The organism is Bradyrhizobium sp. JHI2711 (genome assembly GCF_056156565.1).
Window position 1 is genome coordinate 54,540 of record NZ_JBPZPT010000007.1, and the last position, 21,381, is coordinate 75,920.

Sequence of the window (21,381 nt, forward strand, 5' to 3'; positions counted from 1 at the left end):
GTGAGGACAGCCGGCGGAGCTAACGGCGGGGGCGACGAAGTACCTTCCGCCGGCGGCGCGTCGGGGTCGTCGGAAGGAGGCGGTGGAGCGAGAGGTGGTACCGGATCCTGTGGCGCGGCGGGCGTCCAGGGCGGTACCATCGGTACGCCCGGACCGGGCCCATCGCTAGACTGCGACGTTCCCATTGTCCCTCGTCTTCTTGATCGCGTTCTTAACCGTCCTCGAGATCGCGGGCGACGAACTCCATGCATCGAGAATTGTCGCTGACCACGCGCGATCGGCAATCTTGGGAACGATGCTTGGCTGAATTTGCTGGGCAGGGCGATCAGCCAAGAACGCCGCCAGCCTTGAACCCTGGACTGGATCCGCTTCAACCAAGGCAATACATGCGTTCAATATCGGCGGTGCTCCCCATTCCTGCTCTTTTCTAGCGCGTTCAAGCAAGCGGTCCATCATCACCGTGGTTTCGATGCGTGCGACCCGCGCGAGCCCATCCTTGAGAGTGGTCGCCATTTCCGGATGTTCGAGCAATGCGGCGAGCAGCTCCGCCGCGTCGGACGACAAGCGATCCTCGGGCGTAATCAACGGTGCATATTCGCGGCTGACGTAGAGTGCACCACGAAGATCGGTATCGTGCAGGGGCGGCGAGAGCGCCAACCATTCTTTCACGAACTCGCCCGTCCACGGCGCCTTCAAATCCAGATCGCGGCCGGCAACCGCGCCTTCTTCCCATTCCTTGAGAAAGGTGGGCTTGCCCTCGGTATCGATGCTGACGTTTTTGACCAGCTCGGCGTAAGCAGCAGTGTCGCCGATACGCTCGAACAAAAGCAGTTTGGCCAGCACGGCCTCATCAACGCCGACGCCCTGCGCTTTCGAGATCGTCAAGCGGATCGAGAGAGCGTTCAGGAACCGCTTGATCAGTCGCGGATTACCGAGAATGCCGGAGGCGGTCGTCATCAGCGAAGCGAGTCGTTCGGCCGTGTCGAACTGACCGACGAGAGATTCCGGGAACGCAATTCCGAGACTCTGAAGGAAGGCTCGATCGACCTTTTTCCCCTGCCAAGTCCGCCTGAGCTGCCCAATCACAGCAACCCGGACCTTCTCCTTATGGTCGTCAGAGAGCTCGCTGTTGTCGACAAACAGGAGCATCATGTAAGCGCGGACCTCCTGGGTGCCGAGCTGCGGCACCCTGATCGGAACCTGGATGAGCTTGTCGAAATAGTTGGTGATTAGGAGGTCGTCGTTGACGCCGACAAAATGCTTCTTCACCGCGTGCTTGATCATGTCGTTGTCGGCCGCGATGACGAAGGCGGTGTTTTTGAGGAACAGGAAGAGGCGGATCGCCTCCAGCGTCGAAATCGTCGTTTCGGGCAGACAGCGATCAAGATCGTCGATCAACACAACTAGCGTGATCCCGAGCTCCTCCAGCGTTTGTTCGAAGGCATCGCGTAGCGCCTGAATTTCCTTCGGTGGAGACGTTTCGTCCTGCGGCTTCAGGAGCTCGCTACCCTCTTTTGCCACATCCGCTGCAGCTTTTTTGGCGTCGGCGGCGGTGTCCTTCCCAAGGCCCTCGGCCAAAACCTTCTTGCCGAGCTCGAAAATCTCGCCGGCGGCTCCGACAGGAGGTACTCCGAAGTAAAGCGAGGTGGCGAGGAGCTTGGCAGCCCGCAACCACTTGATCCGCTTGGCGAGCGACTTCACCTTGTCGAGCGCGGTTGCACGGGTCTTGGCCTCTTCCTCAAGCCTATCGGCGATGACGTCCATAAGAGCCGCACGTGCATCATCGTAGCCTTGGTATAGCCATGCGTTGAACTCGACGAACACGTATTTGCTCGCGCCACTCTTCTTTTCGCGGGCCGTGACCGCGGAGCGGGTGAGCTTGATCATCGACGACTTGCCGATACCCCAAGCCCCCGAGACACCGATGGAAATTGGTCTGCTCTTGGCCTGGACGATGATCTCGGCGACCGTGTCAGCCACGCCGGAGAAGTTCAGGAAGTCGCGTTCGGTTTCGTTATCGGGCCACATCAGCAATCTCGCGCGTTGTCATGGCAGCTCTCACCTTGCGATCCGGCCTCACAAAAAGCGGACGTGCCTCAGGGAGAGCCTGGCGGAGCCGCCAAATGCAGCACATCGTACCGCAGGGTTGCCGAAAAACGCGACCACGACCCTTCTTCTTACGCGTCAAGGTTGAGGGAATCATATCGTGCAGACAAGAAAATCGTCACATATCCCAAAGTAAGACGGATGTCCAAGTGGTAGCCAATCCATTGACTCCAGCTCCAATGCTCCCAGCTGAGGCCGCCTTTGGCTGCCAGGGCAAGCTTGTCGAGCTCAGTGAAGGGGCGGCTGATGAGCGTTCTCCCCAGCACAAAGGCCGAGTATGCCCCCGCGACTACGTCCTGAGAGCTTTTCAAGACGGATCAGCTTCGGCAGGGCGACCGAAACTGATATTGTAGTGGGCGATTACCGTGGTTGAAAAGCCGCCGCTCCTCATTGCCTCGACACTGGTTCTGGCGAGCCCCTAGTCGTCGGGCTTCAGAAGGGCAAATTCCACACGAAATAGAGAAGCGCAGCAATGGCCCCCCAGAAAAGTATGCCGCGGAAGATGAAAGCGAGCGCCATGTTAATCGCCGTCTCGCCCAAGCCGCTGCGCCATCGCAATTCCATCGATCGCGTCTGCCAGTCCTCCTAAGAAAACCCGATACCATGCATCATCATCGGGAAGTTCCCACTCTCGTAGGCTGCCGACGTAACGGGTCAGAGCAATAACGCCCGCGATCGAGGTTGGCGTTGAACGGATGAGCACATTCGCATGCTCCGCGAGAGCATGGGTCCTTTGACTGCTGATTTCGTCGGCGGCATCAAACTCGGGCCCATCGAGCTTCGCCGATACGGACAAGGCCGCATCGTAATGCGCCGACAGCTCGCGATGACGCTCAATCACTACGAAGGTTAGATCCCGATCGGCTGCAGCAGTCGACTGGGTGGAAATTTCCTGTGACGACAATGTTGGCCCCGAGCAAGTAGCAGGCCTGCGTTAGCATGGCGGCCATGATGATAATCAGCGTAGAGGGTCGTTCATCTGCGGTATTTCTGCGCGATCGGATTGGGCATTCAGACGAGGTCACCGGCTCCATTGGAGATCGAGACGTTTCGGGGACAGGCGCGCGCCTTACTCGCGCCGGAAAACGGCTCGGCTCCAGTTGTTCCCGGCGTAAAGCTGCATATTTGCGCGTATCAAAGGTTGTTAGCACGCATCGGCTGCGCTTGGATACGCTTCCACATTCGAAAGGGGCGGGCGAAATATGAAGTTGATTGCAATAGTTGCCGGTCTGTTGCTGCTCGGCGTGATCGGACAAGCAAACGCACGCGGAGGACATGGAGGGCGCGTCAGCTACGGCGGCGGACATCACACGACCAGTCATGGCGGCAGCTATTTGGGCGGATCCGGCTCATCACACCGTGGCGGGACTTATCTCAATTCGAGAACTGGCAACCGTTACGGCACTCATCGATAACGAGCTCCGCGCGTGGTCGCCGATGCAAAGCCGATTGGTGTTGTTGCCCAGCGTCGATGAGGTCACGGCCATGTTGCCCCAGTCCCGGGCCACGGCGTTGGCACCCGGAGCAGCGAGGCGGACACGACAACGCGCATGCCTGCAGCTTACGGAAGGGGCGGGCGCTTCGTCCCTCGTCTGTTCAACAAAGTGGCAGGAGTGTTGCGCGCAAGTGCTTCAGTATACGCCGGGAGCCGTACATTCTTGTCAGGGCGCCGCCACTCGACGAATGCGATCGCGGTCTATCCTCAATACTCGCGAGCCCGATCGCAGGCCGCTCTTGAGGTGAAAAGAACGCTGAAACAGCTACCGGAAACAGGGCAGCGTTATCGGAGTTCGCGTGACCGAGACGAGCACATTGTTCACGTAATGCTCTGTCACAAGCTCTGCGCGAATGCTGCAAGAAGTCGCTCCCATCGCCGCCATGAATCCGCTTCGAGCCCGCGCTGGAGAAGCCTTGCGACTTTCAGCAATGAAGCGAGCGGCTGCACCGGGAGTGCCGAGCGCGTCGGACCGGGCGTTTTGCAAGGCTGCCACTAGCTCATTCAGATCTTTGCCCTTGATCTTGGTATCGCCGACCATTGACGGAACCATGTCACGAAGACCTTTATCAGCAATCTCGCCAGCGAGTAGTCCGGGAAGCGCCTTGCGGAGAGACTGCTGAAAGGAAGCGGTGGTGCGCCCGGCGAGCTCCTCGCACCGGAGCATCGCTGAGATGTAGCTGAGGCGGGTTCTCTCCGCCGAGTCGAGCCAGACCTGCTCGCAATTGTAAAGCAGGGTCATTCGATCGACAGGTCCGAGCTTCTCGATTGCTTCACGAATTTCGCCAAGCACCTCTGCGGCTGGCTTGCGCAACTCGTCGGGAAGACGACCGGTCGCCTGCCCCCAGACGGCTGCGAGACCGGCCCACCGAGGCTCGAACTGCTGGATCGATAACGCCTGCATGTCGTTCGGAATCTTGGATTGAGCGTCAGCTATGCTTTTCTCCATGGCATCGATCTTGGCGACGACCGCTTCAGTGCGCGCGCGGAGCTTGCTCCCAAACCCCTTGGCTACAGCGGCGGCCACGTAGTCCGTGAATCCTGATACCGCTGCTGCGAGCTTGCTCGCGCCGGTCGCAAGCCGTGCGCTCTGCTTCTCGATGCCTCGTTCGATAGCGGTCTTTACTGATTCATTGAGGAAGGCTTCCACAAAGCCGGCCAGGAAACCTAGCGGCAGGCCGAGGTCCTCGTTGTTCTTCAGAACATCCATCACGGCGTCGACGCTTCCCTCGTAGGCGGCGCCAATTGCGCGTGATCCCGTGGAGGCGAGAAGTTCTTCCGGAACAGTTCGCTTTTCTGCCGAGGACGCCTTCAGCTCCTTTTCAATCGCTTCGGCCGTTTCGAGCGACCATTGCGGACGCGTTGCCTGCACATCCGGGAATGTTACGGCGACCGAAGTCGGTTTGAGGGGAAGAGCCTGGTCAAATGGCTGGATCCGCCCACGATACGCGTACGCGACCGACTGGAGAGCGAGCGGTGTAGCGGTGGGAGCATCCAGTTTCGCGGGCGCAACACGGCGCTCGCTCAGCGGCTGGGATGCCGGTTTCTCTTGCAGCTTCTCCAGAGGCGGAAGAGGCCTGACGATCGGCGGTTCGTCGACATTCAACGGGGACAAAGCGACCGAAGCGCTCGCCGGCGGAGGTCCTGGCGGAAGCACGGGTGATGGTGTTGGTCCGTTCGGGGCGCCGTGGGGCCCGTCCAGCAGAGAGGGATATTGTCCTGGCAGATCGCCAAGCGCCTTTCGGAGCTTGTCGGCCAGGAGAACGATGTGTGGCCATTGCTGGTCATCATCATCCCTCTTTTTCGTCTCGTAGGTCTTCACGAGACGAGGCATCAGCTCCGCGAGAAGGACGGCTTTCGTTTCCAGAAGGGCCTTTGCATATCGTTCATCAATCCGTTCGATGTGGTGCTCGATCGTCGCTATTCGTTCGGCGAGCAAGCCATCAGGACCTGCAACGATGCCGCCGAAGAAGGTAAGAGAGGTCAGCAGCGTCAGCCAGACGTAGGCGAAGCTTACCGATCGAAGATAGCCGCTGAAGACGCTAATTACGGTCCGATGGCTGGCCCAGAAGGGTGCCACAAACAGAAAAATCAAGGCCAGATAAATAGAGAATTCCAGCGCCGGAGAGGGTTTCAGAAAGGTGGCCACAGTCCGCAAACGGGCCAGTTCCGTCTCCAATTCCCGGATGGTCCGGCTGGCTCCTTCGAGGTCGTCGGTGAGGGAGAGCCATATCTGAAGGCCGGAAAAGATAATGCCGGCGATAGCGAACGGCAGGAAGAAACGATTGAGGTTGCGCAATACTGCGCGCCAGAGTGAGCCTTCCCTGGTCTTCGCGGCAACGTACCTTGTCAGGAGAAACCCGAACACGCCGCCTGCGGCTATCAAATAAGTAATCATGCTTGTCTCCTTAATGGGCCTCGAAGGCACCCACCGGATCGAGCAGTAAAATGAATTGGGAAAACCTAGGGTCGTATCGATGCTAACGTCAATGCCCAAGATGGGGAACTTTTGGTCTAGCTGCGGGCGGCCGGCGACCGATCGTGAAATGGTCGATGGGCTGTCGATGTAGCTCCTTGGGTTGATCTGCCGCGGCTCTCCCGCGCGCCGCCGGGCCACGGTGGTCTCGCGGCGGTCCGCCCTTGGCATCGCTCAACGAGCGGCCCGATCGGCCGCGTACGCTCTGAGCGGCTGGTCTTGCCGGCACGCTGACCTTGACGCTGCAGAACTTCTCCTGAAACTCCGCCACCTTCGAGAGGAAGGCGTCTATCTGTCCCGGTGCCAGGTTGTTGAGTCGCACCTTGTTGCTGCTCTGGTCGCCGTATCGAGTGTGTACGGAGACAGTATTGGCCCCGCTGCGGGCCAGGTAGACGATGCCGAAGTTGCCCGACATCGTCGGTGCCACCTCCAGCCGGTTGAGCTTGCTGAGGTCGGCGGTGGTGGTCTGGGCATCGCGCTTGCCGGCGTCCACCGTGAACCGCAACTGGCAGTGCTCTGGCTCCTGCAGCTCGTACCGTTTCGGCCCGCAAGAGACGCGAGGATATTGGTTTGCAGAATCTGTCGATGAGCGGTTGCAGCATCTTCGCGGATTTCTGCGTCGGATGCAGACGATTGCCGGTGCAGACCTAGTCGATGACATCGGCCGGCGGATTTTCCGGCAGGGGCACGTCACCCTTGGCAAGGAAAGGCCTGTTCGTGATGCTATTTCACGAACCCGGAGGACGAGGCCTACCGCTTCGGAAAGATGAGATGGCCGACAGGCCAGGAATCCTGCAGCTGCCAGCAGTCAAGGAAGACATCGGCTCGGCCCCAGCCGTAGAAGGTCAGGCACAGGCCGGGGTTCTTCACGACGCGCTGCATCTCGCGAAATGCCGGTCGGATCCACGACGTGTTGTCGTCATTGCGGATGGTCTGCCCGCTACTCGATTGTATCGGCAGACATACGGGGTCGGTCAGGATGAAGTCCACCGACCCGGTTGCCATCTGCCGCATGACCTGGATGCAGTGGCCCTAGATAACGCGGTTGCGAAGGGAGCTTGCCGGCGGTGCTCACTGGCGCACCTCCTGAACCAGCGGCCGGGCTTTCCAGCCGAGATCAAAGCCGTTCGCTACACCGAAATTGTCGGCCCGGTAGATCGCCTCGGCCTTGCGGATCGCATTGGCGGAGCTGCCGGCCTCGACGATGACCGTCCACTCTTCGTAGTCAAACGCCTTGACGACGAACCGGCGGAAGGTAGCGGCGCTCATCGCGCCGCCTCGTTCTTGGCATGGGCCTTGGCGGTGCGCACCACCAGGCGCCCGTTAAGCGGCAGGGCCGCCGTGAGCGAGATGTTGTAGCCGTCGCCGTCCTCGTGCGCCCAGGCGGCGCCGACCTTGGTCGTGAATCACCTTCGCCTTCGACCACGTAGACTGTGTGGGTCGGACGGCTTTGACTTCTGAAATGGCTCAAAAAATCAGGATGCTGCTGTCCTGAAAAGGCGGAGCTCGCGCGCATGCGCGAACGCGTCGCAGCCTTTTCGGCCGTGAGTTCGGATCTCCTAAAAAGAGATCGAGCGACGAACGAAGGAAGTCGCGTCTTGAGCAGCTGTCGATAGGGGCCTAGTAGGTGACCAGGTCGCTGATAACCACGGCGAGAGGTCCTTCGTCCCCCTTAAAACTAGCAATCATCGCATCCAGAAAGTATCCGGCTCAAGATCTTCGAGGTCGATGGGATGACCGGCATGATCGGCCAGAAGGAGGAAGAACGAAAGCTGCGTGCGACCATTGCCTTCGCGGAACGCGTGAATGACGTTGAGTTCGGAGAGGAAGTGGGCCAGCGGCCCCGCCCCGGCGGTGCACTTGAAGGGAGGAGGGTGAAGAGCCGGGGCCGCGTTCCGCTAAAGCGCGGACGGGCAGTGTGCCCAAGCTGCGCGCGGCTCGCATTAAAGCAGGTAAATGGAGGTTCGCTGCGCTGCAGAGCTCGAAGCTCACTCCGAGCGGCATTTAATTTTCTTGGTATTCGACACCCGGAGAAATGTATTATCCGTATTTGATTCGCTGATGATTATTTTCACAAGAGCATGTTCATGGCCCAGCGAGCAGTATCCCGTGAGGATGTCCAAAGCTTATTCGCCTTCTATGCATTTGTTGCCCGACACCACAACAAGCATGACGGCGCATCTCGGTGGCTGAAATTATTCACGTCGAGCCAAAACCTTTCCGATGAACGTCTGAACCAGTGGTCAGAGCGTGTTGATGCAGTCGGTCCGGAAATGGTCGGTCGCGTGCTCGATCCGCGCGCTCGCGCGGTCGTGGACGGTGATGCAAATTATGACCATGCGAGCGCGTTTCTCCACGCGCGACTCAAGGCATTGGATGAACCCCAGCACTAAACTCCGCCGGCCAGCTTCAGCAGCGAACCAACTTAGCAGGACGCCTGCGCCGCCACTCGCAAGCGCAATGATGCGACCGCCAGTCAGCCGAGCAGTCGGGCTTGCCTAAAATGAAAACGACTTGGAGTGAACCCCTTCGCCACGGCGCGCACGTGGGCTTCGCATGTCTCCAACGCAATCTTCTGGGCGAGCATCACGTCTCCTATCGGCAGAGAGCCCACCGGCATGAAACACAATCCCTCTTGCGGATGATCGCGCTCGTCCACCACGCAAACATTACCGGAAGTTCCGGCGTAGACCCTGTATTGGCTCCCACTCTCGTTTCCGATCACCTCGAAGTAACCTTTGCGGGCTAGCTGCTCGCGTTGCGCCTGCGAAAGCCACTCCCGCAAGCGCCGGAGCGAGCGGCCTTCCGGCGTGCTCTCGGCGCCGTGCTTGATGAAAAGGGCTCGTGTCGCTCTCATGCGAGAACGGCTGCCCATGGCCAACGATCGGAAGGCCAACATGGCTGGGGCTCCCACTAACCTCCAACGAGCCTCGGAAAAAAGATGGTCTCTTCCGCATTCCGGTCGAATGATTTGATTTGTGATAGCTGGTCCGTTCCGGTACGGACCGCAGCGGTGAAGCCAACCTTCGTCAGCTCATTGAAGCGCTGTTCGGCCCTGACCAATTCCTGTGCGTCGTGAAGATTGAAGAGATGACGGCTGTCGCCGGTGCGGTCCATGACGATCTGGATTGCCATAATTGCTCTCCTCGAGTTGCGGGTTTTATGGGCTGAACGCACGGATATTCAGAAGACGAACTTCAATCAGAACTTACCCGTGTTCTGCTGATGGTAGACGGCGGTACGCCCGGATCGGGAGGTGGCGCTTGCTTGCGATCGGCGGCATCGCCGAGGCTCAAAGTGAACTCGTGAACCGGCGCTGCTCGCCCCTTAGGTTGATACCGCTCCACCAGTTTCAGGAGGCGCCTTTTAACAAATGGGTCAGCCTGCTCTGCGAGTTCACGCAGTAACTTAGCGCGCTGTTCATTGAATTCGTGATCCAACATGTCTATCCCCTACACAACGCGCATGCGGTCATGCTCTGTAAGAAGACACTCAAAGCGGCTCATCACGTGAGCCAAACAATTTCGCGATCAAAAGGTCTGGATGCAGAAGATAGCGCCTGAGCGGATCAGTTGGCTACAAATTCGATCTCAGATTTGAAATAAACTGAAATCTAGTTGCCGAATGCCACTAACCAAAAGCTTCCAGGGCATCCTTTCTGTGACCGAGATGCAACGGGGCTCCACCTTCGGCTCGGAACTTTGCACGCCGGGCTGTTCACCCGCAGAGCTTAAATTATCACAGATGCCGCCGGAGCTGGGGTCAGCCGCCCTGGTTTTTAGCCCCGGTGGCCTCGGAATGTCCGAGCGGCCCTTTCCTTATTCGCGGGCCGCAATAACTTGAAGTACGGCGCTGCAAGGCGCGGCTAATCGGAACCCAATGGGTAACAAGGGACTTAGTACGGAGATTCCCTTGATTGGGTGCTACCGATGGCGATCGAGGATTTCAGAGAAACAAGGCCGATCTTTCTCCCGGAGCAATTCTTTGTGGGGCGGATCGAAGGCTGGGCGGTGCTGGAAAGCCTCGTTGGCGGATTGCTAAAGCGCGCGACGATTGCGGCGCACGGCGAATTCGAGACAGATACCCAAATCGTGATCTTCACCGAGACGTACACATTCGATGATGGCCATTGCGACACGATGCACTGGACCATACGAAAAGGTAACGAAGGCAAATACACCGGATTGGAAAACCGGCTGGAAGGTGAGGCTCTTGGAGAGCAAGCCGGCTGCGCCTTTCATTGGAAGTACACTCGCGACACGCCGCAACCAGGCGGTAAATCGATCAAATTGAATTTCGATGATTGGTTCTACGCAATAGATGATCGCGCCTGCATCGTGCGTGGGAGCGCCGGACGTGCGGGCATCCCGTTTGCGACGGCACACATTACCTATCGGAAGCTGTGATCCCAATGCCCGCGGATGTCGAGCGCTCTGGCGCAGCATTAAGATGAGATTGTAGGCGCAGGAACCGATCCTTCGACAAGGCGCGCCAAGCTCTTGCATGCCAAAGCCACCTGCAACCACCTCATCCGTTCGGCCGGACAGGTCGCTGCGATCGCCTTCTTCATTGCCAGCACGGCTTCAGCTTGATGGTCATGTTCTCGGTCTGGATGACGCGCACTCCTACTCCGCCGCCGAGCACGAAGGGTTCCGCAACGCTGTTCTCTCACTTTACGATTACATCTTCAGCGCGCTGTTGTCCGCCGAGATGACGAGCCGCCAAAATACGCTCTTTCACTTCACGATTGAGCTGTTGCTGACTATTCCATCTGCAACACTCGATACCCTGATTACTGGACAATGAGGTGTCGGTAGAGCGATCTGGCGCGAGCTTCCTAGAAAGCGGAAGTGCCGAGTTCTTTCATCGCACTGAACGGCTCTACGAGCTCGCGACAGCTATGTCCGCCGAAGCGCTCTCCGTCTACGACTGGCTTTGGGGATACGGCTAGTCCTGACAATCGTTCTCGCCTGAGCGGCTCGTAGGCGACGGCGGAGAGTCTGCAGTTCTCGAAATAGTGCGACCAGTCCCTCGACCCGCTCGCCCAGAATAGTCGAATAGTGAACCCGACCTCGATTACTCATTACTGGAAACCATAATTGTTAAAGGCAACAGGCGGTCGACAACGGAAAAAATATGCAATCCAAGGTAGGAAAATACAACCCATAAACTGCGGCGGTTAAAAAGGGCCACGCAAAAGCCCCGATACCAATGTCACAGCGCACTCCTTTCGCTTGTCTTTCGGGTCAGTTTCGTTCTGAAAGTTCGCCCAGTTCGGCAAAGCTAAGCCTGGTATCGCGGCATTCACGTGCGCCCGGTCTCTCGAGCTGGTAGTCCCATTCTGCCCTTTACTCGCGCAACGGCTGCCTAGCCCGGCGCGCTCCTTCTCGCGAAGGCAGCCCCTTCGCGCTCTACGACTTCTCTTTAGTCGTGCCGAGCGCACCGGCAGTTAAGAGTTAGTTTAGCTTCCGGCACGATCATTGGCGACCGCAGGGAGCCAAGCATGCAATTGCACCATGCGAATACCTTGGAAAGGATCACGATCGCCCCAGATCACGGCAGTGGCGAGCTCACGTGGCCCATCACTCGCGATCAATCGGATTTCTCGACCCCCAATCGAGCTCTTGGCGCTATTGGCGCCGGGCCGGCCTCCAAAACTGACTATTTGTCTCGTCGCGGCGGCCGCATTGGGGGCGGGCTTTGCGTTGGGTTGGGCTGGCGCTTGGTACGGTCCTGCAGCTATCTCGGCTCTCGACCCGACTGCTCAGGTAGAAACGGCTTCGCGCCGCATGCCAGACACAAGGGCAGGCGGTAAAGCCGAAGGCGTCCGAAAGATTGCATCGGGTTCGCGAACAGCGCCTGCTTTGGGGCAGCCCTCCACATTCATCGCGAGCGTTGCTCCGAAGCCTGGGACCAAAGCGCCAAATGCGGCGCAATCGGCGGATGCTCTCGAAGTGGACATGTCTGTGACGGGCTCGATCCAGCCTGCGGGGCCGCTCCTGTCGGTTCCCGAGACAAGACCAACGACCCTGGCAGGTTGGGCAGTGCTGGACGTTCGCGGCGGAACAGCGGTGCTCGAAGGGCCCGATGGGATTCGAATGGCAGCACGAGGTGATGTGGTCCCCGGCGTCGGGCGAATCGAATCTATCGTGCGCTGGGGCAACCGCTGGATAGTTGCAACGGCTCGTGGATTGATCTCGACGCCCTAGGCGTGAACGCTGGCGACGCAATCAATTTTCATCGTCAATGCTCAGTTGAGCACGTTTGAGTTTCATATAACGATGAAACCGTACAAATATACGTAAGAACACAGGCCGCTTGGTCGTCTTGAGAGACCTTGACGGCTCGTGCGAAAATGCTGCCAGCCGGCTGCCGAAGTCAGGCTATTTATCCGCCGTGCAGAGCTGGTACTTGTCTTGTTGTTCATGCTTTTCCACGTTCATTCGCGCCATGTATTTGTCTTTGACCTCCTCCGAAGGACAAAGACACGGCGGCTTGCTGCCGTAGTGGATCTTCCAACACTCGCTTGCGGTCGCATCAATGAGCTCCCAAGCAATGACATTTTCTGTCTGCACGAGAACGCCAGGGCCAGGAATTGCTGTCGTCTTTTTTCCGTCTACCTTGCACGCAGGAGATAGAAAGACCTGAGCGGGATCAAGTTCGGTCGGGTAAACGCGGATAAATCCCTCGACGGTCGCATAATCCTTTACGATCGCTCGTACCATCGCCTTCGTATAGACCAGCGTGTTGTTCTCACGAGCATCGATAGGACGCACAGCCACACAGGTGAAGCTCTTCTTTAGTACGTATAAAAGCGGGTGGTCTTGAGTTGTTTTGGTAAGCGACACGAAAGGTATCTTGTTCACCGCCGTGATTACCCAATCATCATCGTAGGCAACCGACACGAAAATTCCGAGAACCAGCGCGACTACATATGCCAGCACTATCTCCGCCGTTGCGACTGCTTGCGCTGGTTTCCGCTTCTTTGCGCGCCATTGCCGCATCGCGAGCGAGGCAATCCCAAAGGATGCGATGCTGATCGCAATCGAAATAAAGGCGTATGCAAGTTCACCGAACCGCAGATCGACCAAATAACTTGCGAGGCCCAGACCAATGAAGCCTGGCAGGAACGCGGCTACAAACTTGATAGCCTTCTTGGGATCATCGGAAATCATTGCCACTATTTGTTACAGCAGTCGTTGTTGCAAGAGCCGTCCTTGCACTTGCACGCGGAGCCATTACAGCCATCGTGAACGCCGCCACAGTCGGGACACAGCTGGAATGAGCCATTGTCGTTCATGACGTACACGGCGAGCTTAGGCTGACGACATTCGCCGCCGGCCATAAAGTTGAGTTGTCCAAGGACGGTATCGAACGAGTCGGCACGCATGCTCGCAGCAACTCGGTCAGGAGCAGGATCATTCCGCGCGGCGCGTGACAGGATTTGAAAGGCTGCGTAGCCATAGTAGGCATCCGCTCCCTTCATGTCCCTCAAGGAGTTGGGCAAGCTACGTGGCTCTCGAAGGCTGGGATCGTGCGGCGCGATAACCGCCACTTTGATCTGGTTTCCGAGGCGGCCGATCTCCAGGAGGCTGATGCCACCGATGAGAAGGCTGTTTGATGGGAGTTCGTCCAAACGAATGTTACGAGTATCCCCGCCAAACATGAACACAATCGCCGGCGAGCCAGCTGTGCCATTCCAATTTTGCAACGGCAGCTGGCTGACTTGGGCTTCACGGCTGAGCGCTTCGGCGAAAAACTGGCTTTCAAAAATGTAGCTCGTACGACGATCTTGATTGTCTTTCGCATACCGAACGGCGAGCTTTGCAAGCTGCTCGGCGCTATCGCCGATGTGGAATGAGTACTTTAGTCGCTGGTCCGAAAATGGCCCCTTAGATAGCCCGACCAAGACGGTTGGCGTCTGTTGCTGTTCGCTCACCCCGGACACGGCCAGCATTACAGATGCGCCGCCTTTTGCAATCAGGAAGTTGACGCGATCGACTTCAATAAGCTGGCGGGCCTTGTTGGCCGCGATGTCCGGCTTATTCTGATGATCATGGAAAATGACCTCCACCGGTCGGTTGGCTATTTGCCTCAGATCATTCTGAGCGGCGGATACTCCCGCCCGAAACTGCTGGCCTTCATTTGCCCCGAAACCGGTGAAGGTCGCCACTACACCGATACGAATTACTGGGTCTTGCGCCTCTGCCGGAAGGTGCATGACGAGTAAAGTTAAGACTACTGCAAAGATCGTTTTCCAGCGACCCATGTGAGCCTCCTATGGATACAGTATGGCAAGTACTGTCCAGATAGTTCTGGACGAGCAATAAAACGCGCGAAATGATTCAATTCCAAACTCTACCTTTGGTAGCTTTGAGGAACAAGAGGGCACCAGCTGGGACGTGCAAATTTGTGGTCGGCCGACGCGAACCGCTCGGTAATCCCCGTTTCCCTGCGGAGCACTTGCCACGATCTTGATCTTATCGGTGAAGTCAGTGAACAGAGATAACTCTGTGCCAATGGCATCACGGCATCTCTTGGCCGATAGCCCCCAATCGTAGAGCCATTTTTGAAAGAAGCGAATAAGCTCGTCTACGTGCGCTTGATCAAGCGATACTTCGGTAGTTCACGTGAATTTTGGATCTTGCAAGCCTGTTCTGCCCAGCCATTTATGGTGCCACAATAGGTAAAGGCATCATGATCAGGACAACTCCGCTCATACTCTCCTTCGCGAACCGAGAAACTAGTTGGTTGAGAAGAGGTTGGTGGTGTTCCGGAGCCGGCGAAACAACAAATGGGGCGATGATGCAGATTGAGGGGATAAGCTTTCCGAACATAACGTCTGGCTCCTTTCTTAGAGACGCCGCGATCGCTGTCAGGTAGCACCAACCGTAGAATATCAGGTTGCTGTCCACAAATCAGCGACGTGCCCGGATCTAAACGTAGAAACGACCGAGCAGGCGTGGGCGGAGCAGGAGTCAGGCCGGAAAAGCATCCGCCGCGTATTTCCCCGCCGTCATCGCAGGTGGCAACTTGGGGTTCGTACTGTGCCAAGTCGGTGGCCATTGGTTCGGCCTGTGTCCCCACATGTTGAGCTGTCCCAGGGCGTCGAAAAGCCCAAGGTATTGATAATAGCTGACGCCCTCGACATCCGTCGAAATCGGGCAGCCGAGCGTTACGACCCGGAGTTCGTGTGATCGGTCCGGTGGAAGGGATCTGATTGCATTGCCGATCTGCAGGGCGCCCTTGCTGTGTCCAACCAGAAGCTTGAATGCCGCGTCACGATGAAGGAGGAGTGCGTGAAGAACGTCTGAGGAGCCGTAGCCGTGGCGAAAGACTGGCGCGCCGTGCAGGGACTTTGCATCCGGCGTAGACGCGGGCAGTTGGCGGCCTATGCTCGCTGTCCTGGGCGCGGCATTGGCAAGAGCGTTCTGGATCAAGCTCTTTGCATGCAGATAGTCGTAAAGGCCGAAGCCGAACCAGCCCCCTAGCGCCTGCAGAATGACGTCGGCCATGCCGTATCCCGGGACGATGGCAAGCACAGGTTTTCCGAGTGCTATCGAGATGTCCCACGCCAGCGCGGCGCTGCCAAGGGCCGAACTACCGACCCCCGTGATTGTTACGATCTCGACAGCCCGCGTTTCCGGGTGAGGCGAAGTCAAGAAGACCTCCACATTGGTGTATCTGTGCACATATGGTGCGGTATTAGCGTCGATGAGCAGAAGCGAGCCTTCAGGGTCACTGAGTGCATCGAGCTGGACGATCCGGGAGGGAGGTTTCTCCTCCCGAGCTCGCACGGACGCGTCTTTTTCGGCCAGCTGCGCGGCCAACGTCGCTACATCGTAAAAGACGATATCCAGCGCCGTGTTGAATAGGCGGCAGGCGCGGACGGCGGGTTCAATTAACTGTGGCGGCGGCTCAAACAGATTGAGAAAGGATCGCTCAGATTGGGTCGGCAGATTGTCTCCGATTGGCATGTGAAATTCTCCTCGAGGCTCAATTGAGCATGCCACACTTCTGTGATGGCGTTGGAAGCATGCAATGCGCGCGGGTCGACGGGACGGGGCGAGTGTGGGGAGTAGAGAGGGACAATGACGCCCCCGGTTCATTTTTAAGTTCTTCAAGCCGCCGATTGCCCGGCCGTTTTTTAGTCGTGCTAACGGTCGACGAGACGTTCCGCTCAGACTTTCTAGGGGGCGGTCTTCGGTGCGCCGTCAGACGACGACAACAATCGCGATCTCGTGCCGTTGCGGGATAGCTTGCCATGGATCTCCCCTTATCACCTCGATGCGGGCCTGCCCCGATCGAAGCGCACGAAACAAGATGTTGGTTGGCGGTCCGAGTGGGCTTAGCACCCGGCCATCGTCCGAGAGTACGCCGGTCGAGAAGACACCTAACAGCTCGATCGCCGTCTCGCCTTCCAGAAGACGACCGCCGCTTGCTCCAAACATCAGTACGTCTCCCACCCGCACGTGCAGCACGGGTGGAAGGTCCTGGGAGGCCTGAATCTCGACGAGGCGCGGCAAAGCGTTACGGTACCAGTTCCTCGTCCACCTCCACATCTTCCGATGGCGACCATTCGTCGGCGAGGCCCATTTGAGCTTGGATCGACGGTGCACCCTCTGACGAAACCTTCGGGTAGATCTGTCCCGCGAAGGCATAGTCGGTGGCGTTGATGTCCGAACCTCCCCGGATCGGCTGACCGTCTTTGGTAATCGATCCCGGAAGTTGATAGCACATGATCGAATCTTGGTCAGGTGGGGTGGCCATTATCGAGTCCTGGCTGAGCGGTGTCAGCACCTGTTGGTCCACCATCTCACGAGACCATCCCTGTGTGCGCAGGAAGAACTCATAGGCCTTTTGTGGGTCTATGAGGTCAACCAGCTCCTCACGCATGTGTTCATGCGGGAAGCCGAGCGTGTGCCCAGCTTCATGACGCACGACGCGATGGAATTCGCTGTCCGCTGTGTTCATGGTGAAACCCTGGAGGTTCAACGTCGGCCGATTACTGGGAATGTGCAGGATGTCGGTCCCGAGATAAGACCAGTATCCTGCTTGATTTCGCGAGATGCGCACCTTACCCACACCACGGGTCTCCACGAATGAGATCCCTGCGGTTTGGTTCCAGGCATTCATGTGCTGAATGATCCGGCGGCGCAGATCACTTGGCCCGCCATCCAGGAAGCTGACCGTGAGCCGGCGCTGTTGCGGGCCCCAATACTTACCAACCAAAACTGCAATCGCTGCTGGCGAGAGTACCAGGCCGCGTGCCACGGAGCCAATGGCACCGAAGTTAACTCGGTTCATGGGATTGATGGTCGTTGCAGTCTTTGCCGCTTTTTCGGCTAGACGGCCGGGCAGTTGCTTAATTGAACAATGCGCGTTTTTTCCACCCGCGTGGTTATGGGGGCGCCGCGCAGCTTCGCCGCCATTCGGCTTATCGTCCTCGTCCACATACCGTCCGGTATCCGACGCTGCCTGAGCCACCTCTGCGATTCTCATTAATGCTTGGCGGAGTTTCTGTTCGCTATCGCTCATGTCGTTCTCCTCTTGCTGGTTGCTGGACACCGACTGTTCCACCAAAGAGATGGCATATACCGGATCGCGACAGTTGGTGGCGGCTGCCGCGCTTCGTCCATCTCTTCGAACCGCCTTTACCGTCAAGATGGTCTGCTTGCGCTCGTATTCGGCGTTGATCCGTCACGGACTTTCGGATTGCATAGCGAACTCGGCCGTCCGGGCCGAGGATGACGGTTGAGCCGCCGATGACTTCAGTGAACGTTCCCGATATCTGCTTGCACCAACGCCGCTGGGTGATCTCGGCGACCGTATCGAAGGTGACCTGCCGGTCCGGGCCGATGCGGCGAAGGGAGCGAATAGAACCAACAACTGCAGGATCGACGTGATCTCCGTTCAGTTGCACGTCGCCCGGTAAAGCGCAGCCGAACGCGCGTGCGTACCCCGGCCGCATGACGTAGGATCCGAGTGCTTCGGCCTGCCGGCGCAGTTCGGTCTCGTCGGCTGCTCGTCCCGGGTCGCCCGCGAAACGTAACCTCTTGAAGTGCAGGTCTTCGATCGGCTCCATTTGCTTGTCAGGTGGTCGCCATAGCAGAGTGTCCTCCGCGAGATCGGGCACGTCATCCGGGTAGATGCGCCGACGGGCGAAGGAATCGATGATGGCCTCGCGATAGCCGAAGGGGTCGTCCTGAACGAGATCGAAATCCGCAGTGATAACTGCTCGCAGATACTCGCCAAAACACAGGTCGAACGGCGGGCAGTAGTCGATGGCACGTATGCAAACCGAAAGGAACTGTGATGCCAGTGTGCTTGCTTGGTCGGCGAGAATTTCGCAAAGCTCAGAACCTGGAGCCTCACCGGGAGTTAGACGTGCCAGGCGAATGAATCGCTTTGTCTTCCGGCGAAGTATCGTCGCGAATGCTTCGAAAATGGCCGTTACTAGAAGCGAGCCACGCTCGTGCGGTTCGTCGCCAGCTTGATCATATCGTCGGACGCTGCGCTCCTCGTCTTGTCCAAGCCCCGCTGCATCGATGGCCGATCGCAACGGCCCGCCCGAACCCGTGGTATGTCCGAATTGGTTAGCGAGTGACAGAAGCAGCGCATCGGTCTCGAGTTTGCCGCCTGACCTCTCAATTGCGGCACGAACGACATCCGAATACGAGAAGTGCATGAGCATCGCCACGAGGTCGGCAAAACCCTCGTGAAAGGCCGCGACATCCGGGTGGGTCGGCAGCCGAAAGCGCGGCCGAAGACCGTCCAGCAACGCATGGGTCATCTCATGCACGATGATGTCGTGTGAGAGACTCGTGAACACCCGACCTCCGGGTCGATTTCGTCCCTGAACGCTACCATCGGCAGTGTAGTAGCCGAACTTGAGTTCCCCTGCTGATGAATCGTAATAGGCATTGCGGCCGCAGAAGGCCTGTGGACGAATTCTGAGCTTTGCATAAGCTTGACCAGGACGAGAGTGAAAGCCCCAGCACGGATCGCGTCCGAGCGCGCGTCTGAAGACATCGTACGTGGCCGCGCAGACCGCGTAGACCATCTGCTGCCGGAACATAGGGTCGGACGGCGAGGGGGGCCGTCCATTTTCTATCAGGATGCGAGGATCATCCAACTCGACCGGCTTGTTGAGCCGCCCCGTCGTCTCGTCCCAATCGACCACCTCCAGGATGCTGCCCGCGGGCCCCGAGCGCAATCGCTCGAATGGGACATTTAACACGGCCACAGCGCCATCCTGCCGACTCGCCGCTGGATCAAGCGTGTAGATCCTGAGCGGCCGATGGATCGGGTCCTGATGCGTTCGTTGATACGGTTGCAAAGAGGCGGTAGCTAGAAAGACCGGGTCCACTACAAAATAGTTGGCCGATGCAGTCGGCTCACGCTGTACCTTGCCGATCTTCGGGAAAGGTACACTCGATGCCCTTTCAGGCTTCACGTAAGGAAGGGGCGGGTGCGCCTGAATATCCATAAAACGACTCCCCAGCACAATTCAGCCAGCAGAGCGCGATCCTTTTGGCGTAGATTTCACCCGGGTCACCGAAACACTTTTTGTACGATGGCGACCCAAGTTTATCGACATCCCACGTCAAAAGCGGCACGCAGATATTGCAACGTCCTTGGCCGCCGGCGTGTGAGCTGGTTCACTCTACAAGCTTGAAAAAGCCACCCGGCATTTAGCGGTCTAACTTAGTTCAATTCTTGCCAAGAATGGCGGGTCCGCCAATGTGCCCGCGAAGAGTATTGCTAAAGGTAAAGTAACTCGCGCAGTCGACGCTTGCCGCGGCCACGGTTGTCGCGTTGCCTGCTGGGGTCTCGAAGGTCATGTATGCTGCCCGACGACAGATTCCGTAGTTTAGTCCAAATCTCAACCGTCAGGTAGTTTTTGTCTCTGGGACAACTTGTCGCGCAACCGCCGGCGCACTCATGAGACTCTCGCGGCTTCGAATCTAGAAGGTTCGATGCTGATGGCATCTTGTCTCGCGGCAGGGCCGTTTGGCACCGGGCATTGGCTTTCGGGAATTCGCATCGCGCGGACGGGCGGTTCGAACATTAGCCGACCCCTTCAAGCACACCGCGATCTTCTTGGATCTTATTAGACATTTCATCGTTCGGTGATGATGCGGCAGTCGATGGACTCGCGCACCACGCGACCTGCGCATAATCGGCCCTGGAGCTCTAAAACTATGTCCCGCATCTCTCGTATATCGGAAACCCGTTTGTGCCGTTGGTTGCCAGTTTTCCCGAGGATCGTTTTGAACGCACCGAAGCGATCCACGGTGCCGTTCGCGTCACGCATGATCTGAATATCAGCCTCAATCTCTTCAGATCTCTGACTTTCGCCGAAAATCCATTAATGTCTTGCACGACGATGAAATGCAACAATACGCATCACACCAAGTCACCTTCCTTGTCTCAAATTCGTGCACCACTTGGTGAAGGTAGCCGTCAGAATATTCAATTTCTTCAAGTATTCGTTTCCTTCGCGTTTCATCGAAGAGATCGCGCTTAGCAGATCTATGCTCCCAGCGGGTCAGCTCCAGTAGCCATCGGTAGCCATTCCGCTTCAGAGAGCTTGGAAGCCACGCTAGATCTGGATAAACTTGTTACGCGACATGCTGCAATCGTTGGATCGACCGGCGCAGGAAAATCGAACACCGTCGCAGCAATTTTGAAGGCCCTCAAAACACGATCCTTTCGCATAGCGAATACGGCGCCGCACGGTCAGACGAGTAGTCGGTGCGACGGTCTACGCTACGCTCTCGCCAGATCTGCCGTCAACGAGCCCCATTGTTCACGGTCGCGTTTATTGGGTCAGATAGGAAGCTTTGTACGAATTCCTCTCGGTTTTCTCAACGCATACGGGATCGTTTCGATGGTCGGCACGGTGGCAGTGCCAGGAGAGGATCCGCTCATGACGGCGCGATCAGCCGAGTATACCTTGGAGATTAAGCTCATAGGTGAGGCCTACCGCAATTCACCGTTTCAACGGGGACTAAGCGTTTATGCGATATCGCCTTAGGTGCCCGACAGGGCTTTTGCGATCCCATAGTGTGCTGCTCGCGCCTAGGGAAATCCCTAGGGTGTAGGGGCGCTGATGCGGCTACGCCGATTTCTTATGACGGCACGGAACCAGCTCTGTGGTCGAATAAGGGTGGCACAGAGCCTCGTTGAACGGCACTTTCCCTTCTTGTGACCGACTATCGCCACGCTGTTGCCGCGAGTGGTGCATCGTGCAAGAGTCGCGCGAAGGAAGGCTACAGGGCGCGGGCTAGAGACTACAATT

21 protein-coding genes are annotated in these 21,381 nt (G+C 57.8%); 5 read left to right on the top strand and 16 right to left on the bottom strand.

Going from position 1 to position 21,381, the window contains the following annotated elements; all coding sequences use genetic code 11:
- Positions 1-165: 165 nt before the first annotated feature.
- From ACTEK7_RS34075 to ACTEK7_RS34105, 7 genes are all read right to left on the bottom strand, one after another.
- Positions 166-2,028 (bottom strand): KAP family P-loop NTPase fold protein, encoded by a 1,863-nt coding sequence (locus ACTEK7_RS34075; RefSeq protein WP_225130064.1) that lies wholly within the window; start codon positions 2,026-2,028, stop codon positions 166-168.
- Positions 2,029-2,626: 598 nt separating this feature from the next.
- Positions 2,627-3,010, bottom strand: a complete 384-nt coding sequence (locus ACTEK7_RS34080; RefSeq protein ID WP_225130062.1) for a hypothetical protein — start codon at positions 3,008-3,010, stop codon at positions 2,627-2,629.
- An 856-nt stretch (positions 3,011-3,866) separates the two neighbouring features.
- The gene (locus ACTEK7_RS34085) at positions 3,867-5,999 is read right to left on the bottom strand and encodes a hypothetical protein (protein WP_225148621.1); all 2,133 of its coding nucleotides are present in this window, start codon (positions 5,997-5,999) and stop codon (positions 3,867-3,869) included.
- A gap of 88 nt (positions 6,000-6,087) precedes the next feature.
- Positions 6,088-6,582, bottom strand: coding sequence for a hypothetical protein (locus tag ACTEK7_RS34090; RefSeq protein WP_225130057.1), 495 nt, complete (start codon positions 6,580-6,582; stop codon positions 6,088-6,090).
- Between the two features lie 245 nt (positions 6,583-6,827).
- The gene (locus ACTEK7_RS34095; RefSeq protein ID WP_225130056.1) at positions 6,828-7,091 is read right to left on the bottom strand and encodes a class I SAM-dependent methyltransferase; all 264 of its coding nucleotides are present in this window, start codon (positions 7,089-7,091) and stop codon (positions 6,828-6,830) included.
- Positions 7,092-7,148: 57 nt separating this feature from the next.
- A complete protein-coding gene (locus ACTEK7_RS34100) occupies positions 7,149-7,346 on the bottom strand; it encodes a hypothetical protein (RefSeq protein ID WP_225130054.1) in 198 nt (65 codons plus the stop codon).
- Between the two features lie 416 nt (positions 7,347-7,762).
- On the bottom strand, positions 7,763-7,915 hold the full coding sequence (locus ACTEK7_RS34105) for a Fic family protein (protein WP_225130127.1): 153 nt from the start codon (positions 7,913-7,915) through the stop codon (positions 7,763-7,765).
- A 249-nt stretch (positions 7,916-8,164) separates the two neighbouring features.
- Here ACTEK7_RS34105 and ACTEK7_RS34110 point away from each other — a divergent pair, with 249 nt between their 5' ends.
- Complete coding sequence (locus ACTEK7_RS34110) at positions 8,165-8,470, top strand: hypothetical protein (RefSeq protein ID WP_225130052.1); 306 nt, start codon at positions 8,165-8,167, stop codon at positions 8,468-8,470.
- Between the two features lie 83 nt (positions 8,471-8,553).
- Here ACTEK7_RS34110 and ACTEK7_RS34115 read toward each other — a convergent pair whose 3' ends face one another.
- The 3 genes from ACTEK7_RS34115 to ACTEK7_RS34125 form a co-directional block, all read right to left on the bottom strand.
- Entirely contained in the window at positions 8,554-8,976 is a 423-nt protein-coding gene (locus tag ACTEK7_RS34115; protein WP_225130050.1) for a hypothetical protein, read from the bottom strand.
- 14 nt (positions 8,977-8,990) lie between these two features.
- Positions 8,991-9,212 carry a hypothetical protein gene (locus ACTEK7_RS34120; protein ID WP_225130048.1) on the bottom strand — a complete coding sequence of 74 codons (222 nt, stop codon included), beginning with the start codon at positions 9,210-9,212 and terminating at the stop codon, positions 8,991-8,993.
- A 62-nt stretch (positions 9,213-9,274) separates the two neighbouring features.
- A complete protein-coding gene (locus ACTEK7_RS34125) occupies positions 9,275-9,520 on the bottom strand; it encodes a hypothetical protein (protein WP_225130046.1) in 246 nt (81 codons plus the stop codon).
- Positions 9,521-10,006: 486 nt separating this feature from the next.
- Between ACTEK7_RS34125 and ACTEK7_RS34130 the strand changes: the two genes are divergently transcribed.
- The gene (locus tag ACTEK7_RS34130; protein WP_225130044.1) at positions 10,007-10,483 is read left to right on the top strand and encodes a DUF3833 family protein; all 477 of its coding nucleotides are present in this window, start codon (positions 10,007-10,009) and stop codon (positions 10,481-10,483) included.
- Positions 10,484-10,580: 97 nt separating this feature from the next.
- Positions 10,581-10,883, top strand: coding sequence for a hypothetical protein (locus tag ACTEK7_RS34135; RefSeq protein WP_225130043.1), 303 nt, complete (start codon positions 10,581-10,583; stop codon positions 10,881-10,883).
- Between the two features lie 1,577 nt (positions 10,884-12,460).
- On the opposite strand, the gene ACTEK7_RS34140 is transcribed toward ACTEK7_RS34135, so the two are convergent.
- The 6 genes from ACTEK7_RS34140 to ACTEK7_RS34165 all read right to left on the bottom strand — a co-directional run bounded on the left by ACTEK7_RS34140 (position 12,461) and on the right by ACTEK7_RS34165 (position 19,566).
- Positions 12,461-13,252 carry a hypothetical protein gene (locus tag ACTEK7_RS34140; protein ID WP_225130041.1) on the bottom strand — a complete coding sequence of 264 codons (792 nt, stop codon included), beginning with the start codon at positions 13,250-13,252 and terminating at the stop codon, positions 12,461-12,463.
- Between the two features lie 5 nt (positions 13,253-13,257).
- Positions 13,258-14,346, bottom strand: coding sequence for an ABC transporter substrate-binding protein (locus ACTEK7_RS34145; RefSeq protein ID WP_225130039.1), 1,089 nt, complete (start codon positions 14,344-14,346; stop codon positions 13,258-13,260).
- Between the two features lie 709 nt (positions 14,347-15,055).
- A complete protein-coding gene (locus ACTEK7_RS34150; RefSeq protein WP_225148622.1) occupies positions 15,056-16,054 on the bottom strand; it encodes a hypothetical protein in 999 nt (332 codons plus the stop codon).
- 237 nt (positions 16,055-16,291) lie between these two features.
- A complete protein-coding gene (locus tag ACTEK7_RS34155; RefSeq protein ID WP_225130035.1) occupies positions 16,292-16,528 on the bottom strand; it encodes a hypothetical protein in 237 nt (78 codons plus the stop codon).
- 79 nt (positions 16,529-16,607) lie between these two features.
- A complete protein-coding gene (locus ACTEK7_RS34160; protein ID WP_225130033.1) occupies positions 16,608-17,615 on the bottom strand; it encodes a M12 family metallopeptidase in 1,008 nt (335 codons plus the stop codon).
- A complete protein-coding gene (locus ACTEK7_RS34165) occupies positions 17,605-19,566 on the bottom strand; it encodes a gluzincin family metallopeptidase (RefSeq protein ID WP_225130031.1) in 1,962 nt (653 codons plus the stop codon). The genes ACTEK7_RS34160 and ACTEK7_RS34165 overlap by 11 nt, the downstream gene beginning before the upstream one ends.
- A 750-nt stretch (positions 19,567-20,316) precedes the next feature.
- On the opposite strand from ACTEK7_RS34165, the gene ACTEK7_RS34170 reads away from it, so the two are divergent.
- Together ACTEK7_RS34170 and ACTEK7_RS34175 are read left to right on the top strand one after the other, a co-directional pair.
- Positions 20,317-20,607 carry a hypothetical protein gene (locus tag ACTEK7_RS34170; protein ID WP_225130029.1) on the top strand — a complete coding sequence of 97 codons (291 nt, stop codon included), beginning with the start codon at positions 20,317-20,319 and terminating at the stop codon, positions 20,605-20,607.
- A gap of 36 nt (positions 20,608-20,643) precedes the next feature.
- The gene (locus ACTEK7_RS34175) at positions 20,644-21,117 is read left to right on the top strand and encodes a helicase HerA domain-containing protein (RefSeq protein ID WP_225148625.1); all 474 of its coding nucleotides are present in this window, start codon (positions 20,644-20,646) and stop codon (positions 21,115-21,117) included.
- The last annotated feature ends 264 nt before the right edge of the window (positions 21,118-21,381 follow it).